Here is a 16863-nt window from a genome sequence, read left to right on the forward strand (position 1 = left end):
AATAACTCTAAAGAATGAAACGTGAAAGATCGATATCAGCAGCAAGATCACCTATAGATTGTCTGACATAAGCAGCGTCAATTTTAAACGATGTTCCAGGTTTATCTGGCGCAGTAAAAGAAATTTCATCCAAAACGCGCTCCATCACCGTTTGCAAACGACGTGCCCCTATATTTTCAATCCTTGCATTTAGATCTACAGCAATATCTGCTAAAGCATCAATCGCATCATCGGTAATTTCTAAATGAACCTCTTCCGTTGCCATTAAAGCAATATATTGTTTAATCAAACTCGCTTCAGGTTCAGTCAAAATACGTCGTAAATCTTCCCTTGTTAAAGCATTTAGCTCGACACGAATAGGCAAACGTCCTTGAAGCTCTGGCAATAAATCAGATGGCTTAGAGACATGAAACGCGCCTGAAGCAATAAAAAGAATGTGATCTGTTTTAATTTGCCCATATTTTGTACTAATCGTCGTTCCTTCAACCAGAGGCAAAAGATCCCGTTGAACTCCCTCACGCGAAACAGCAGCACCCGCCCCACCATCCCGAGTTGCAATTTTATCAATCTCATCAATAAAAACAATTCCGTCATTTTCGGCAACACGGAGTGCTTCTTGAATAATTTGATCCTGATCAAGGAGTTTCTCAGATTCATCATCAATGAGTGGCTTAAAAGCATCCTTTACTGTTGTTTTGCGGATCTTCGTACGATTCCCCATTTTGCCAAAAATATCTGATAAATTCATAATCCCCATTTGTGCACCAGGCATACCAGGAATATCAAAAGTTGAAGCACTGTTGCTGTTATTATCGGCTACCTCAATTTCAATTTCTTTATCATCCAATTCACCTTCGCGTAACTTTTTGCGAAAGCTATCACGGGTAGCAGGACTTGCTGTCTTACCAACAAGGGCATCTAAAACGCGCTCTTCAGCATTAATATGCGCCTTTACTTTTACTTCATCTCGTTTTTTTTCACGCACAAGAGAAATTGCAATCTCAACAAGATCACGAATAATTTGCTCAACATCACGCCCCACATAACCAACTTCAGTAAATTTAGTCGCTTCTACTTTAACGAAAGGCGCTCCAGCAAGTTTTGCTAATCGACGTGCTATACCCGTCTTACCAACACCTGTTGGTCCTATCATCAAAATATTTTTGGGCATAACCTCTTCACGCATCGGACCATCAAGCTGTTGCCGACGCCACCGATTGCGCAGTGCAATAGCCACAGAGCGTTTGGCATCATTTTGACCAATAATAAAACGATCAAGTTCAGAAACAGTTTCGCGAGGGGAAAATACAACACACATTTAAATAGCTTTCTCTAAAGAAGATAATTCTGCATCCAATGTTTCAATCGTGAAATGATCATTGGTGTAAACACAAATTTTAGCGGCAACATCCATAGCTTTACGGGCAATGGTTTCTGCATCCAAATCCGTATCCATGAGTACCCGCGCAGCCGAAAGGGCAAAATTGCCTCCAGAACCAATTGCCATAATTCCATCTTCTGGTTCTAAAACATCACCAAGCCCTGTTAAAGCTAAAGTTATTTTCTTATCAGCCACGAGCATCATTGCCTCGAGACGACGCAAATAGCGGTCTGTTCGCCAATCTTTTGCAAGTTCTACACATGCACGCATGAGCTGATCAGGATATTGCTCAAGTTTCGTTTCTAATCTTTCCAACAATGTGAAAGCATCTGCTGTAGCACCTGCAAAACCAGCAATAACCACCCCGTTCTTTCCAAGACGACGCACTTTACGTGCATTACCTTTCATAATTGTCTGCCCAAGTGAAACCTGACCATCACCAGCCATTACTACCTTGCCACCTTTTCTTACAGTAATAATAGTGGTACCATACATTATATCTGGCTTATGCTCTGCCATAAGGAAACTCCTTAATATTGACCTTTTTTCTTAATATTGATTTCTTTTCATCAAATGTAAAATCCAATCACTATTGTCTCTATTTAAGAACATATCCAGCAAAACACAATGTTTCAGGATAACTCAATTTTGTTGGAATAAAAAAAAATGATATCATTGTTGTCAATGCAAATTGTTGTTAAATAACTTTATGTAAACAGTTTGCGCCTTTTAAAGGAAAAATCATGAAAAAAATAGCTATAGGAACCTTAGGCGGAACAATTGCAATGACTGCTGACAGTTTTGGTCAAATGCAACCGACTTTAACCTCAGATAACCTCATCAAAAGTGTTCCTGATTTAAATCAGGTTGCTGATATTCATGCACAAACATTAATGCAATTACCAAGTGGATCTTTATCTTTTAAAATTCTTTTTGAAATAATAGAGTGGGCAACACAACAAATAAAAGCTGGCGCAGAAGGTATTGTTTTAACGCAAGGTACTGATACACTAGAAGAAACAGCTTTTTTTCTTTCTCTTTATTGGGATAAAGCAGAACCGCTTATTATAACTGGTGCTATGCGTATACCTTGTGAAGCAGGTGCTGATGGACCAGCTAATGTTTTAGCAGCAACCCGCGTCGCTGCAGATCCCCAAAGCCGGAATAGAGGCGTTTTAGTTGTAATCAATGATACCATTCACTCACCTTATTGGGTCCAAAAAAAACATACCGTCAAAATTGAGACATTTCAGTCAGGTCTGGCAGGTATTTTAGGCACTATTTTGGAAGGAAAACTGATTTATTTTAATGATCGAAATTTTTTCCCGACAACATTTGATCTTCCGCAAAACTATCAACACCAAGTGGCACTCCTACACTCCTCTTTATCCTCTGATACACAGTTAATGAAATTCTGTTTTGAAAGTGGGCATTATGCTGGAGTTGTCATTGCCGGTTTCGGATCAGGACACTGTAGTTTTGAAGAAGCAGATATTGTGCGACAATATACACACAAGATACCAATCGTTATCGCTAGCCGTACCTGCACTGGCTCAACAACCCGTACAACTTATGGTTATAAAGGTTCAGAAGTAGATATGATCGCCTCTGGCGCCCTCATGGCTGGTTATTTATCAGCAGTAAAAGCACGTTTACTGCTATGGGCTTTTTTGGCTCAAGGACACTCATTGGCACAAATCAATGCACACTGGAATAACTGGACTATAAGCTAAAAAAACACTATCTATTATTTTAAAGAAGAAAACATGCAAAATAAAATTCATTTGAAAACAAAACAGCCCGCCTGTCTGTCCTTAATTAATTGCTGCGGCAAAAAAATTCTCGACCAATACAAATGATTGATACGATTCTCTCAAAAATTGATCAGGAAGATAAGCTGGTCAAACCCATTTCTGATCAGCATTCGCCCTATAGCGTCTTTACTGCACAGGAATGGTCTCAATTTCGTGCGGATACACCCCTCACTTTGACCTTTGATGAAATCAAGCGTTTACGCTCAATTGGTGATCCGATTGATCTTGAAGAAGTACAGCGCATTTATCTTTCCTTGTCGCGTCTGTTATCATGCCATGTTGAAGCAGTACAGGGACTCTTTCAAAAACGTCAACAATTTTTACATCGAAAAGAGACTCCGAAAACTCCCTTTATCATTGGCATTGCAGGCTCTGTTGCTGTCGGAAAATCAACGACTGCTCGTATTCTTCAAGAACTTTTGAAACGTTGGAGATCTAGTTTTAAAGTTGATCTGATTACAACCGACGGTTTTCTCTATTCCAACGCTGTCTTACAGCAAAAAAATCGCATGAATCGTAAAGGATTTCCTGACTCCTACGATATTAAAAAATTGCTGAATTTTCTTTCTGCTATAAAAGCTGGTATTGGGAATGTCAGCGCCCCGCTTTATTCCCATATGACCTATGATGTTCTGGAAAATCAAACACTTACCATAAACCGCCCTGATATCTTAATTATTGAAGGTATTAATGTATTACAGGTTAGTGATCTTCCTAAGGATGGAAAAATCATTCCTTTCGTTTCAGATTTTTTTGATTTTTCAATCTATGTCGATGCTGAAACAGAAGTGATTCGCTGCTGGTATTTAGAACGTTTTAAACGTTTACGCAAAACAGCTTTTAAAAATCCTGAATCCTATTTTCACCGCTATGCATTGTTGAGTGAAGAAGAAGCTTTAAAAATAGCTGAAAATATTTGGCAAACGATTAATTTGAAAAATTTACAAGAAAATATATTGCCAACACGACCACGGTCTAATCTCATTTTACGAAAAGGAAAAAATCATTTAGTCGAATATGTCGCACTTCGACGACTATAAGGATTCTTTAAATATGCATCTACATCCCATTCATTTCACCTCAACACGTATCGACAATAGTTGTCCTATCTTCTTGGTAAACCCAAAAAATCTTGCGGATTTATCACTTGATGCGTCAACAAAAATGTGGATGAAAGTAAATAATTTCACTGGCAAAGCGGGACAAATATTATTCGTTCCTGATGAAACTGGGCATTTTAAAAAAGTTTTATTTGGACTAGGCAATGGTGAAGAGCCTTTTATTACAGGGCTTCTTGCTAAAAACCTTCCCGCTGGTCAGTGGCATTTAGAAGGAGAAGCCTCCCATGAAATCAATACTTATCTTGGGTTGGCATTCGGAAGTTATCAGTTTAACCGCTATTGTCAAAATTCCTCCCTCAAATCACTTTCAATTCATGTCAATGACACGATTGATCTCAATGAGCTTCAGCGTCTTTATGAAACTGTCTTTTTTGTCCGTGATCTCATTAATATTCCAGCCAATGATATAAATCCTGACATCCTCGAGAAAGAAGTACGCAAACTGGGAGAAACATACAGTGCTCATGTCAAAAGCATTCGTGGAGATGAACTCTTAACATATAATTTTCCGATGATTCATGCTGTGGGACGCGCCAGCAGCACTGCACCACGACTAATTGAGCTACACTGGGGACAAGAAAACCACCCTAAACTAACGTTGGTTGGTAAAGGCGTAACATTTGATACTGGAGGACTTGATATTAAATCAGCCAATAACATGTTACTCATGAAAAAAGACATGGGAGGAGGAGCTCATGTTTTAGGACTGGCTAAACTTATCATGGATGCTAAATTGCCCTTCCGTTTACGGGTTTTAATTCCAGCTGTTGAAAATGCAATTTCTGCCAACGCCTACCGACCAGGCGATATTCTCCAAAGTCGTAAAGGTTTAAGTGTTGAAATTGGCAATACAGATGCTGAAGGTCGACTTATCCTTGCTGATGCACTCACCTATGGTGATGAAGAAAGTCCGCAATTCATGCTTTGTATGGCGACGTTAACAGGAGCAGCGCGTATAGCATTAGGACCAGATCTTCCCGCATTTTATTGTAATGATTCAATATGGGCGCAACAAATTATCCAATCTGCTTGCTCTGTTTCCGATCCTCTTTGGCAAATGCCACTTTGGAAACCCTATCAGAAAATGTTATCATCACCAATTGCTGACCTTAACAATATAACTGGAAATAACTTTGCTGGCTCCATAATCGCTGCTTTATTTCTTAACTTTTTTGTTGAGAAAACCAAACATTTTGCACATTTTGACCTCTATGGATGGGTTCCAAAGGAAAAACCAGGTCATCCAGTTGGTGGCTCTGCACAGACTATTCGTGCTCTTTATAACCTTTTTAAAAATCAAGTTTGACACAAAATATCCACAAAGATGGATAATTTATGACAGCTAGAATCAGTTATTTACCTTCTTGAGTTGTGATTTTGTGCTCTATTCAGAGACAAAAAATTTTCCCAAGAGTTTTTATGCACCTGTTTAAACATAAGCTAAATAAAGGAAAGAGAAAACAGATGGTTTCTAAAGATCCAAAGTTGTATGCATTCAGAGATGATCTAGCAGATAAACATCTTGAAACAGAAATTACAGCTCAACGCTTTGTTCAAGGTGAAAAAAAACGCGTGAATACAGCTGTTGCTGGACTGTTTAAAGAGAATAATAAAAAAAGTGAAAGACAAACAGAATGCTTATTAGGAGAAGAACTTCTCATCCTTGAAGAAGGAGAGACCATGTCTCGGAGTCAGTCACTTAAAGATGGTTATATCGGTTATATTGATACAACCGTTCTTTGTACATCAACGATAAAACAAACGCATATTGTTTCAGTACCACGTACTTTTCAATATTTACAAGCTGACTTACGTGGCCCAATGGAATACGCTTTATCTATGGGAAGCAAAGTAAGTGTTGTTGGGGAAACGGAAGTGCGTGACACAATGTATTCTATCCTTGAAAGCGGCAGCGCAATCATTACCAGCCATCTCAGCCCCATTGAGCACATGTACGAGGATTATGTTACAGTTGCGGAAACTTTTATTCACACACCTTATCTTTGGGGAGGTGTCAGCGGTTTTGGAATTGATTGCTCGGGACTTGTTCAGCTCTCCATGATGATGACTGGTAAAATGGTTTTACGTGATACCAGCATGCAACAAAAAACTATAGGTAGACCACTTACAGAGAGCGACAAACTTCAACGAGGTGATTTAATTTTTTGGGAAGGCCATGTTGCCATTATGGTTGATCACGACAATATCATCCATGCAAATGGTTACTCTATGGATGTTATGATCGAACCATTAGAAGAAGCAATTACACGTATCGCTAAAAAGCACAAATATCCTGTAGAAAAACGTCGACCAATTTAAGAAATCTGATCATGCTCTTATATAAGCATGATGGACAAACGCCACCATTATATTCTTCCATGAATCCATTTTGGATTCTTAAAAATAGTAATGCAAACCACAGCTAGTTGCTTGATTTCGTATGAACAAAAAAGCACTTGCATTTATTTATGTCTAATAAGGTTAAGCGCTTGATCTTTTCTTAAATCTCATATTCAACATTCACATGTTTTTTAGATATTGGAAAAACTAGTTAACTGATCTACTGAATAGCTTTTACCAAAGCACCGCAATAAGCTAGCATCATCATACTATTTGCTAGCTTTCCTAATATTGCAACATTGAAACGGTTCTTAAAAAGATAAATTATCATTATAAATTAATACTTTAATTCAATTTTAAAACTGCTTTTCAGGTTACACGTCCCCTCTTATAGACCTGTGCCCCTTATAGACTTGTCATTAAAAAATTCCTTCCGTTTCAGAGCGAAAATGTTTGAAACAATGAAATGTGACAATATCAAGAAATCTGATTCAATATGTGTAATGATAATTTATTGTGTAAATCAATGTCTTGACATAGAAGTGCCTTACGATAATGATTAAGTAGTTAGTCACATAAAAAAGCAAAATCTCCAATAAAAACTATAAAACCTTTTGTTCGAAGGAATCTTTTCGCATCTCACTTATCATCAATGTTCTATGAAACGGACGCTTCTTATTTGTAAGCGGTATCTCCTTCTCACAAACATATTAGAGAAGGGTATTTTTCAATACCTGAACCAATGGCTTATCAGCATCAGGCATAGGATATTTATCAAGATCGCCAATAAAAACCCATTTTAAATTTTGCCCTTCTCGCCCTTGCGCAACCCCCTTATAATGGTAACAAAGGTAAAATGGCATTAGGAGATGAAACGTTTTGTAACCATGACTCGCAAATGTTAAGGGTAATAAATTATCTGCCTGAACATGCACACCAAGCTCTTCCTCTAACTCACGAATCAATGATGCTTCTGGAGTTTCACCTGGCTCAACCTTCCCGCCAGGAAACTCCCATAAACCAGCTAGTGATTTTCCTTGAGGACGTTCTGCAAGCAAAACACGATTATCTTGATCTAATAATGCGCATGCAACGACAAGAAGAAGTGAACTTTTCATACGCATACCACTCTCCAAAAGAGATAATAAAAATAACTGCCTCTTCCCTCATTCCTCTCCTCCTCCAAGACGAAAGAGTTCAAATATCTAATCTTCTCCGAAAAATATACAGATGCCCCATGTCAAGTTTATGGTGCATCAGTTAACTTCTGTAATCACCATTGATCATAACGTACTCCTTCGTCAAATCGCAAGACCAAACCGTTGCCTTACCAACGCCCAAGCCTATATCAACACGAATTGTAATGTGTTTACCTTGCATGTAAGCACCTATTGTCTCTTCACAATATTCCGGATCTCGTTCGCCATTGATCGCCAAACGATGTTCACCAAACCAAATCGTCAACAAATCGCGGTCTACTTCAACACCTGCCTTCCCCACTGCCATAACCACTCGTCCCCAATTAGCATCTTCACCGGCAATGGCTGTCTTTACAAGTGGTGAATTTGCAATTGATAGAGCAACAGTCTTAGCAGCACTCTCTGTTGTAGCACCTGTCACATTAACTTCAATTAAATGACGAGCCCCCTCCCCATCACAAACCACTTGCAATGCAAGCTCACGCAAAAGCTCACTCAATTGCTTTAAGAATAGCTCATAACGCGGATCAGATTTACTCATGAGGCGCGGGAAATTTTTCTTTTTTCCTGTCGCAAACATCATCAATGTATCTGATGTTGAGGTATCACTATCGACGGTGATCGAATTAAAAGACCCCTGGACTGCCTCTGATAACATGGATTGAAGTATATCCGAAGAAATATCTGCATCACTCACCACAAAGGAGAGCATCGTTGCCATATCTGGTGCAATCATACCAGCACCTTTTGCAATCCCGTTAATGGTGATAATCTCTCCCCCACAATCAAATTTGCGTGTAGAAAGTTTTGGAAATGTATCAGTTGTCATAATGGCTTTTGCAGCATCCAACCAATTTCCTTCTTCTGCTGTCGCCGCCATAGTTGGTAAACGATTGACAACACAGGCAGCATCCATCGGTTCACCAATAACACCGGTAGAAGCTATAAAAATCTCATTCTCTTTAACCTTTAAAGCGCTCGCCGCAGCACGCACTATCGCATCCGTTGTTTGCTTTCCTTTACGTCCTGTAAAAGCATTTGCATTCCCAGAATTAACAACAATACCCCGAGCAACTCCATGGGGAAGTGATGCACGACAATGATCCACAGGAGCAGATGGGCATTTTGAACGGGTAAAAACACCTGCCACACTCGCTGGCGCATCGAATACGATAAAAAGAAGATCTGTACGACCTTTATATTTAATCCCAGCTTCAGCTGTTGCTATTCGCACACCAGATAATAGTGGAAGTTCCTGTATGTTTTGGGGAGACAAAGGAGATATTTTTAAAGCCACAGCATGTTTCCCATAAAAACAGATAAAATGATTGCAGATAAATGGCCTTTTAAAAAAAGCAATCTATCAAGTCTCCCAACTTGAAGATACTATTCCGTTTCTTCTTCATCAGATGTCTCATCTGAAAGTGGCGTCTCATTTTGATTAAGCGATTGCATGAGTTTTATAATATGAGGATCAGGATATTTCACATCTATCGTAGTGCGCAAATCAGAAATCAGTTTTCGGTAGCGCTCTTTTATTAGCTGTGTACGCAACATCTCTTTAACATCGTCAAATACAGGAGGTTGTTTCAAACGGCGATCTTCTACCTTGATAACATGCCAACCAAAAGGACTTTCAACAGGCTTTTTTGTATATTCACCAACTTTTAAACCAAACGCAGCATCTTCGAAAGGCTTGACCATTTGACCATGACTAAAATAACCAAGATCGCCTCCAACAGCAGCTGAACCATCTGTTGAATTCTTTTTTGCAACCTCTTCAAAACTCTCTCCCTTATTTAAACGCTTGATGACAGCTTCTGCCTCTTTTCTCGTTTTGACCAAAATATGACGTGCTTTAACTTCATCCTCTTTAGGTAAAGCAGCAACTTCTTTATTATAAAGCGTTTCCAAATCAGTATCTGAAATTTGATCAACGACCATCTGTTTAAAATAAAGCTGCTGAAGAACATTGTCACGCATAACTGCCATACGTTTATTGTAAGCTTCAGTTTTATCAATACCCTCCTTAATTGCTGCTTTAGCAAGTGCTTGCATATCTAAGTAAGCTTTTAAGACTGTTATACGGCGCTGTTCATCAGGAAAACGCGCTAAATTAGGATTTATTTCGAGCGCTAACTCATCCAATTGCCCTGCTGTAATATCCTTACCATCAATAACTGCCATAACATGAGAAGGAGAAACTGTTTTTTCAGAAGCTTTCTCCAAAGTCTTTAAATCATTCGATGCAGACTTCATGCTTTCTTGGGCCATCGCCCCCAAACTCGTGCTCGCTAATAAAGTTGATGTCAAAAACAGCGTGATAAAATTGAATTTCATAATATACTCCTTAAAGTGAACGCATGTCCAAGATCACAATTCCCCTTATCATAACATTTTAAACTCTAAACATAGATAAATAAACTGATAATTTTGTTTTAAAAAAAACACAAATATTTTAGCTTTTCTATCCCACCTCATGATACTGAAAAAAAATGACAATAGAGAAAATGTCATATGACACTTTAAAATTACTTTGTAATATGCCAACTAAACAGCATTACTAAAGTTGACATGGTGCACTTATCCCCTTATCTCTACTCTATCATTGAAGTGAAAAATTGTGTACCAACAAGTATAATGATACCATCTGCGTTTGGTTATATTAAATACCTTAGGGGATGTGGAGTATGGGGACAGCATATGGAGTGCCCAACAATAGTGATAACTAATAAAAGAAAGGGCCAGAGATGGTCGGTTTAGGTGTCTTTGCACGTAAATTTTTTGGTTCAGCTCATGAACGACGCCTCAAGGCTCTTCGCCAAAAAGTCATGCAAATTAATGCTTTGGAAGAACAGTTCCAAAAATTAAGCGATACGCAACTCTGTCAAAAAACAGATGAATTTCGTAAACGTCTCATGGAAGGTGAAACTATTGATTTACTCCTACCAGAAGCTTTTGCAACTGTTCGTGAAGCCGCAAAACGTGTTTATGATATGCGTCCTTTTGATGTACAGCTCATTGGTGGAATGGTGCTTCATAATTGTGGCATTGCTGAAATGCGCACGGGTGAAGGTAAAACATTAATGGCAACCCTGCCAATTTATCTCAATGCATTGGAAGGAAAAGGCGTTCATGTTGTTACAGTAAACGATTATCTTGCCAGTCGTGATGCTGAAACAATGGGAAAAATCTTTGGTTTCTTGGGATTGACAACAGGCGTAATCTTGCATGATCTTGATAGTGATGCCCGTCGAAAAGCCTATGCATGTGATATCACCTATGCGACAAATAATGAATTGGGTTTTGACTATCTGCGCGATAATATGGCTTTTGATCGTAATCAAATGGTTCAACGTGGACACCATTATGCAATTGTCGATGAAGTCGATTCGATTCTCATTGACGAAGCGCGTACTCCCCTTATTATTTCTGGTCCTCTAGAAGATCGTACTGACTTCTACAACCTTATTGATACATTTATTCCTGCCTTAACTCCTGAAGACTACGAAATAGATGAAAAACAAAAAACAACAATCTTTACTGAAGTCGGTACTGAAAAAATTGAGAAAATGCTTGAACAGGCAGGACATCTTAAAGGTGAAAGCCTCTATGATATAGAAAATGTTGCTATTGTCCATCATATCAATAATGCCCTAAAAGCGCATAAGCTGTTTGTCCGTGATAAAGATTACATTGTTCGTAATGGTGAAATTGTTATCATTGACGAATTTACAGGTCGTATGATGCCAGGACGGCGTTATTCTGAAGGGCTGCATCAAGCACTAGAAGCTAAAGAACATGTTGCTATTCAACCAGAAAATCAGACTTTAGCTTCTATCACTTTCCAAAATTATTTTCGTATGTATAGAAAATTGTCTGGCATGACTGGTACTGCTACAACAGAAGCCGAAGAATTCAGTAATATTTATGGTCTTGACGTTGTCGAAGTCCCAACAAATTTACCAGTACAGCGTCGTGATGAAGATGATGAAATCTATCGAACAGCAGAAGAAAAATATCGTGCTATCGTGCGTGATATCCGTCAAGCACACGAAAAAGGACAGCCTATTCTTGTTGGGACAACTTCTATTGAAAAGTCAGAACAATTGGCAGAACGTTTACGAAAAGAGGGCATTACCGATTTTCGAGTTCTGAATGCTCGCTATCATGAGCAAGAAGCTTACATTATTGCCCAAGCGGGGGTTCCTGGGGCATTAACCATCGCAACGAATATGGCTGGGCGGGGTACTGATATACAGCTTGGTGGAAATGTCGAGATGCGCATCCGGCAAGAATTACAGGATATGCCTGAAGGTCTAGAGCGCACTGCTAAAATTGAAGAAATAAAAAAAGATGTTAAGCAACTCAAGGAAAAAGCATTAGCTGCTGGTGGTCTTTACGTCATTGCTACTGAACGTCATGAAAGTCGTCGTATTGATAACCAGCTCCGTGGTCGTTCCGGCCGCCAAGGTGATCCTGGTCGCTCAAAATTCTTTCTCTCCCTTCAGGACGATCTCATGCGTATCTTTGGCTCCAACCGTATGGATAGCGTGCTGCAAAAGCTCGGATTAAAGGAAGATGAAGCTATCATCCATCCATGGATTAATAAAGCCCTTGAAAAAGCGCAAAAGAAGGTTGAAGGACGAAATTTCGAAATTCGTAAAAATTTATTAAAATACGATGATGTGATGAATGATCAACGTAAAGTTATTTTTGAGCAACGTATGGAGGTCATGAACGCAGATGATCTAACTGAAATGATCCTTGAAATGCGTAACGAAGTGGTTGAAGATCTCGTAGAAACTTACATTCCAGCTGGAACATATTCTGAAAAATGGAATGTAAAAGCTCTACAAGAGGAACTTCACCAACTCTTCAATCTTGAACTTCCAATAGAAGAATGGGCAAAAGAAGATGGAATTGCTGAAGAACAAATCTTAGAACGTGTATCAGATGCTGTTATTAAACTCGAAAATGAACGTGCTGAACGCTATTCTCCAGAAATTATGGCTTATTTCCACAAAGCTATATTACTTGAAACCATTGACACGTTATGGCGTGAACATCTCGTCAATTTAGACCATCTACGTTCCGTTGTTGGTTTTCGTGGTTATGCACAACGAGATCCGCTCAATGAGTATAAGACAGAATCATTTGAACTCTTTCAGACTATGCTCAGAAATCTACGCAGAAACGTTACTTCTAAGCTTATGCGTTTCGAGATTATTCAACAACCCACAGAACCACTCACTCCCGTGCAAACAGATGCTGACGACTCTCTCTTGAACACTCAAGGAAAAGAAAATGATCCTGCTTTGTGGGCAAGATCACAAGAAAATAAGTTTGTTGACCCAAAAGATCGTGACCCAAATGATTTAACTACATGGGGAAAAGTTGGACGCAATGAGCGGTGTCCTTGCGGTTCAGAAAAAAAATACAAACACTGTCATGGTGCCTTTGTCTGAAAAGCAAATAGTGCAGATGAATAAAGAGCGAAATTATGAACAAGAATTACGCACAGCGGGTTTGAGAGTAACCCGCCAAAGACGTATTATTCTTGATATTTTGGCCGATACAAACGACCATCCAAATGCATTTGAAATCTTTCAACGCGCCAACAAAATAGATTCTAGTATTTCTCTTTCAACTGTTTATCGGACCATGAAAACATTAGAAGAAAACGGAACGATTCATCGTCACATTTTTAGTGGTGGACCGTCTCGGTTTGAACAGGCAGATGGGCAACACCATGACCATCTCATTGATGTAGACACAGGAAAAATTATTGAATTTCAATCGGATATCATTGAAAAGATGCAGGAGGAAATTGCTAAATCTCTTGGTTATGATATCATTCACCACCGTCTTGAACTTTATGGAAAAAAACGCAATTCTTAAATTAATGATTTCGTACATATAACAAAAAAGCTCTTCATAAAAAGAAGACTTTAGGCACGTTCACCTTAATAACTTATACTTTTCATGGACGAGAAAGTTTTTCTACTTTATTACCCCTTTTTATAGGATGCTATAAAGCAATCAATCGTTAAATATTACTATAACAAATTAGGCCAATATTGTCATGGTTTCTTTGCCACAAGATCGTATGAAACAGCTTGAAAAGCGCTTTGAAATAATTGAAAGCCAAATGGCTGAAAACCCCAATGCTGAAACATATGTAAAATTAGCTTCTGAATATGCAGAATTAGAGTCAATTGTTGCCCCCATAAAAATATTAAATGCTCTCTATAAAGAAAAAGCAGAGATCAAAACCATGATCAGTGATACGCAAACAGATATGGAGATGCGTAATCTTGCCCAAGAAGAATTGCCACTCTTATGTCAAAAAATTGAACAGCTTGAGCAAGAGCTTCAAATTCTTCTTTTGCCAAAAGATGTTGCTGATGAAAAAAGTGCTATTATTGAAATTCGAGCGGGTACAGGTGGATCAGAAGCAGCACTTTTTGCTGGTGATCTTTTTCGCATGTATGAACGTTATGCCAATACTCATAAATGGAAAGTCGAAATTGTTTCTCTTAGTGATGGCGAAGTTGGCGGATATAAAGAAATTATTGCTACCATTTCAGGAAAAGGCGTATTTTCTAAACTAAAGTTTGAATCAGGTGTCCATCGTGTGCAACGCATCCCTGAAACAGAGACAGGTGGACGTATCCATACGTCCGCGGCCACTGTTGCAGTTCTTCCAGAGGCGGAAGAAATTGATATTGAGATTCGTCCCGAAGATATTCGCATCGATACAATGCGTGCATCTGGAGCAGGAGGACAGCATGTCAATACAACCGATTCAGCTGTTCGTATCACGCATATTCCAACAGGAATTATGGTTGTACAAGCAGAAAAATCGCAGCACCAAAACCGAGCACGGGCGCTCCAAATTTTACGTGCACGCTTATTCGACATTGAAAGACAAAAAGCAGAACGTGAACGCTCCGCATCCCGTAAAAACCAAGTGGGCTCTGGTGATCGTTCAGAGCGTATTCGTACCTATAATTTCCCGCAAGGACGTGTTACTGACCATCGTATTAATCTCACACTGTATAAACTCGACCGCATCCTAGAAGGAGATCTCGATGAGATTATCCATGCACTCATATCCGATTACCAAACTGCACTCCTTACTGAAATGGCTGATAATGGATGAATGATTCTTATTCTCTCAACAAGATCATTCGTAAAACACAAGAAAAATTATGCACTCAAGGGATTTCTGAAGCCAATCTTGATGCAAAAATACTTGTTGAATGGATAACAGGTACAAATGCATTTGATAGAATTTCTCAACCAGATATGTGTCTATCTCCTGAGCAAATTACACAATTAGAACAAGCTATACAACGACGGCTTGCTGGCGAACCCGTCTATCGTATTATAGGGATACGGGAATTTTATGGTATACCCCTCGCATTATCTCAAGATACATTAGAACCACGCCCTGACACAGAAACGCTTGTGGATCTTGTTTTACCATTTCTCAAAAAAAATGTAGAAAAATCAAGAAAAGTAACACTGCTTGATATGGGGACAGGAAGTGGCGCCATTGTTATTGCGATTCTTAAACAAATTCCCCAATCCTATGCAGTAGCTGTCGATATTTCTGAAGATGCCCTCAAAACAGCTACAAAAAATGCAAAAAATGCAGAGGTCATACAACGCTTTACCCCCCTGCTCAGCGATTGGTTTGATTCTGTTACAGATCGGTTTGATCTCATTATTTCTAACCCACCCTATATTCCAGAAAAAGATATCAAAAATCTTGCAAAAGAAGTACGTCTGTATGATCCATTGCGCGCTCTGATTGGTGGAAAAGATGGTCTTGATTTTTATCGAAAGCTCGCTCATGAAGCAGCAAACTACTTAAAAGAAACAGGTTTTGTCGCTGTTGAAATCGGCTACTCTCAAGAAAAAGAAGTCTGCAACTTGTTTGAAAAAAATGGCTTTCAGTGTTTAGAAATGCGCAAAGATCTGAGTGGTATTCCCCGCGCACTTCTCTTTACATATAACCACTAAAATTCCCAATCATCATCCGTGGTAGCAACCGCCTTACCAATAACATAGGAAGAACCAGCTCCTGAAAAAAAGTCATGATTTTCATCAGAATTGGGTGACAAAGCAGCTAAAATAGCAGGATTAACACGACAAACCTCAGGTGGGAAAAGAGCTTCAAACCCAAGATTCATTAAAGCTTTATTCGCATTATAATGAAGAAAAACTTTTACATCTTCTGTCAATCCAAGTGAATCATAAAGATCCTCAGTGTATTTGCATTCAATATTATAAAGGTCAAAGAGCAAGTTAAAAGCAAAGTCTTTAATTTCCTGCTTTTTGACTTCGTCAAGTTTTGCAAACCCTAATTGAAATTTATAACCTATATAATAACCATGTACCGCTTCATCACGAATAATAAGCCGAATGAGATCGGCTGTATTACTCAATTTAGCGCGGCTAGCCCAATACATGGGTAAATAAAAACCAGAATAAAATAAAAAGCTCTCAAGTAAAGTCGAAGCAATTTTCTTCTTTAGTGGATCATTCGCTTCATAACGCTCAAGCACTAATCTAGCTTTTTTTTGCAAATGAACATTTTCTTCTGACCATCTAAAAGCATCATCGACTTCTACCGTCGAACACAAAGTTGAAAAAATAGAGGAATAAGAACGTGCATGAACCGCTTCCATGAACGCAATATTTGTCAACACTGCCTCCTCATGCTCGGTTATTGCATCAGCCATAAGCGAAATGGCTCCTACGGTATTCTGAATCGTATCCAAGAGAGTTAACCCTGTAAAAACACGAATTGTTAGTTTGCGTTCTTCCTCTGTTAAACTCGACCATGAAGGAATATCATTGGAAAGTGGGACCTTCTCAGGCAACCAAAAATTTCCAGTCAAGCGATTCCAAACTTCAAGGTCTTTCTCATCATGCAATCTATTCCAATTGACAGCGGAAACAACAGGATTTTTGGTCGTAATCTTTGTCATATGATT

14 protein-coding genes are annotated in these 16863 nt (G+C 38.9%); 8 read left to right on the top strand and 6 right to left on the bottom strand.

The window, feature by feature from the left end; genetic code table 11:
- Positions 1–7: 7 nt before the first annotated feature.
- Positions 8–1318: an ATP-dependent protease ATPase subunit HslU gene (gene hslU, locus QHG54_RS04570; RefSeq protein ID WP_406603936.1), complete on the bottom strand. Its 1311-nt coding sequence runs from the start codon at positions 1316–1318 to the stop codon at positions 8–10.
- Entirely contained in the window at positions 1319–1900 is a 582-nt protein-coding gene (gene hslV, locus QHG54_RS04575; protein ID WP_317992768.1) for an ATP-dependent protease subunit HslV, read from the bottom strand. It abuts the gene before it with no gap.
- 224 nt (positions 1901–2124) lie between these two features.
- On the opposite strand from hslV, the gene QHG54_RS04580 reads away from it, so the two are divergent.
- The 4 genes from QHG54_RS04580 (at position 2125) to QHG54_RS04595 (ending at position 6635) form a co-directional block, all read left to right on the top strand.
- Positions 2125–3114, top strand: a complete 990-nt coding sequence (locus tag QHG54_RS04580; protein WP_317992767.1) for an asparaginase — start codon at positions 2125–2127, stop codon at positions 3112–3114.
- Positions 3115–3236: 122 nt separating this feature from the next.
- Positions 3237–4235 (top strand): type I pantothenate kinase, encoded by a 999-nt coding sequence (gene coaA / locus QHG54_RS04585; RefSeq protein ID WP_396335798.1) that lies wholly within the window; start codon positions 3237–3239, stop codon positions 4233–4235.
- Between the two features lie 13 nt (positions 4236–4248).
- Positions 4249–5622 (top strand): leucyl aminopeptidase family protein, encoded by a 1374-nt coding sequence (locus QHG54_RS04590; RefSeq protein ID WP_317992766.1) that lies wholly within the window; start codon positions 4249–4251, stop codon positions 5620–5622.
- A 158-nt stretch (positions 5623–5780) separates the two neighbouring features.
- Positions 5781–6635, top strand: coding sequence for a C40 family peptidase (locus QHG54_RS04595; protein WP_317992765.1), 855 nt, complete (start codon positions 5781–5783; stop codon positions 6633–6635).
- Between the two features lie 731 nt (positions 6636–7366).
- Here the strand turns inward: QHG54_RS04595 and mutT are convergent.
- From mutT to QHG54_RS04610, 3 genes are all read right to left on the bottom strand, one after another.
- A complete protein-coding gene (mutT, locus tag QHG54_RS04600; RefSeq protein WP_317992764.1) occupies positions 7367–7780 on the bottom strand; it encodes an 8-oxo-dGTP diphosphatase MutT in 414 nt (137 codons plus the stop codon).
- 136 nt (positions 7781–7916) lie between these two features.
- Complete coding sequence (gene argJ / locus QHG54_RS04605) at positions 7917–9152, bottom strand: bifunctional glutamate N-acetyltransferase/amino-acid acetyltransferase ArgJ (RefSeq protein ID WP_317992763.1); 1236 nt, start codon at positions 9150–9152, stop codon at positions 7917–7919.
- 89 nt (positions 9153–9241) lie between these two features.
- The gene (locus QHG54_RS04610; protein ID WP_317992762.1) at positions 9242–10195 is read right to left on the bottom strand and encodes a peptidylprolyl isomerase; all 954 of its coding nucleotides are present in this window, start codon (positions 10193–10195) and stop codon (positions 9242–9244) included.
- A 410-nt stretch (positions 10196–10605) separates the two neighbouring features.
- Here QHG54_RS04610 and secA point away from each other — a divergent pair, with 410 nt between their 5' ends.
- The 4 genes from secA (at position 10606) to prmC (ending at position 15886) form a co-directional block, all read left to right on the top strand.
- Complete coding sequence (secA, locus tag QHG54_RS04615) at positions 10606–13323, top strand: preprotein translocase subunit SecA (RefSeq protein WP_317992761.1); 2718 nt, start codon at positions 10606–10608, stop codon at positions 13321–13323.
- Positions 13262–13756 (top strand): Fur family transcriptional regulator, encoded by a 495-nt coding sequence (locus tag QHG54_RS04620; protein ID WP_317992760.1) that lies wholly within the window; start codon positions 13262–13264, stop codon positions 13754–13756. The genes secA and QHG54_RS04620 overlap by 62 nt, the downstream gene beginning before the upstream one ends.
- 184 nt (positions 13757–13940) lie before the next feature.
- Complete coding sequence (gene prfA / locus QHG54_RS04625; protein ID WP_317992759.1) at positions 13941–15020, top strand: peptide chain release factor 1; 1080 nt, start codon at positions 13941–13943, stop codon at positions 15018–15020.
- Positions 15017–15886, top strand: coding sequence for a peptide chain release factor N(5)-glutamine methyltransferase (gene prmC / locus QHG54_RS04630; protein ID WP_317992758.1), 870 nt, complete (start codon positions 15017–15019; stop codon positions 15884–15886). The genes prfA and prmC overlap by 4 nt, the downstream gene beginning before the upstream one ends.
- On the opposite strand, the gene nrdF is transcribed toward prmC, so the two are convergent.
- Positions 15883–16857, bottom strand: coding sequence for a class 1b ribonucleoside-diphosphate reductase subunit beta (gene nrdF, locus QHG54_RS04635; RefSeq protein ID WP_317992757.1), 975 nt, complete (start codon positions 16855–16857; stop codon positions 15883–15885). The two genes, prmC and nrdF, sit on opposite strands and share 4 nt — an antisense overlap.
- Positions 16858–16863: the final 6 nt, after the last annotated feature.

Origin of the sequence: Bartonella gliris (genome assembly GCF_045277155.1) — a bacterium.
GTDB classification, from domain to species: domain Bacteria; phylum Pseudomonadota; class Alphaproteobacteria; order Rhizobiales; family Rhizobiaceae; genus Bartonella; species Bartonella gliris.

Coding starts and splice junctions, on each gene's coding strand:
- QHG54_RS04580 (WP_317992767.1), top strand. CDS start 2,125: ATGAAAAAAATAGCTATAGGAACCTTAGGCGGAACAATTGCAATGACT.
- QHG54_RS04595 (WP_317992765.1), top strand. CDS start 5,781: ATGGTTTCTAAAGATCCAAAGTTGTATGCATTCAGAGATGATCTAGCA.
- hslV (WP_317992768.1), bottom strand. CDS start 1,900: ATGGCAGAGCATAAGCCAGATATAATGTATGGTACCACTATTATTACT.
- nrdF (WP_317992757.1), bottom strand. CDS start 16,857: ATGACAAAGATTACGACCAAAAATCCTGTTGTTTCCGCTGTCAATTGG.
- secA (WP_317992761.1), top strand. CDS start 10,606: ATGGTCGGTTTAGGTGTCTTTGCACGTAAATTTTTTGGTTCAGCTCAT.
- prfA (WP_317992759.1), top strand. CDS start 13,941: ATGGTTTCTTTGCCACAAGATCGTATGAAACAGCTTGAAAAGCGCTTT.
- QHG54_RS04610 (WP_317992762.1), bottom strand. CDS start 10,195: ATGAAATTCAATTTTATCACGCTGTTTTTGACATCAACTTTATTAGCG.
- prmC (WP_317992758.1), top strand. CDS start 15,017: ATGAATGATTCTTATTCTCTCAACAAGATCATTCGTAAAACACAAGAA.
- QHG54_RS04590 (WP_317992766.1), top strand. CDS start 4,249: ATGCATCTACATCCCATTCATTTCACCTCAACACGTATCGACAATAGT.
- hslU (WP_406603936.1), bottom strand. CDS start 1,318: ATGTGTGTTGTATTTTCCCCTCGCGAAACTGTTTCTGAACTTGATCGT.
- coaA (WP_396335798.1), top strand. CDS start 3,237: ATGATTGATACGATTCTCTCAAAAATTGATCAGGAAGATAAGCTGGTC.
- QHG54_RS04620 (WP_317992760.1), top strand. CDS start 13,262: ATGAGCGGTGTCCTTGCGGTTCAGAAAAAAAATACAAACACTGTCATG.
- mutT (WP_317992764.1), bottom strand. CDS start 7,780: ATGCGTATGAAAAGTTCACTTCTTCTTGTCGTTGCATGCGCATTATTA.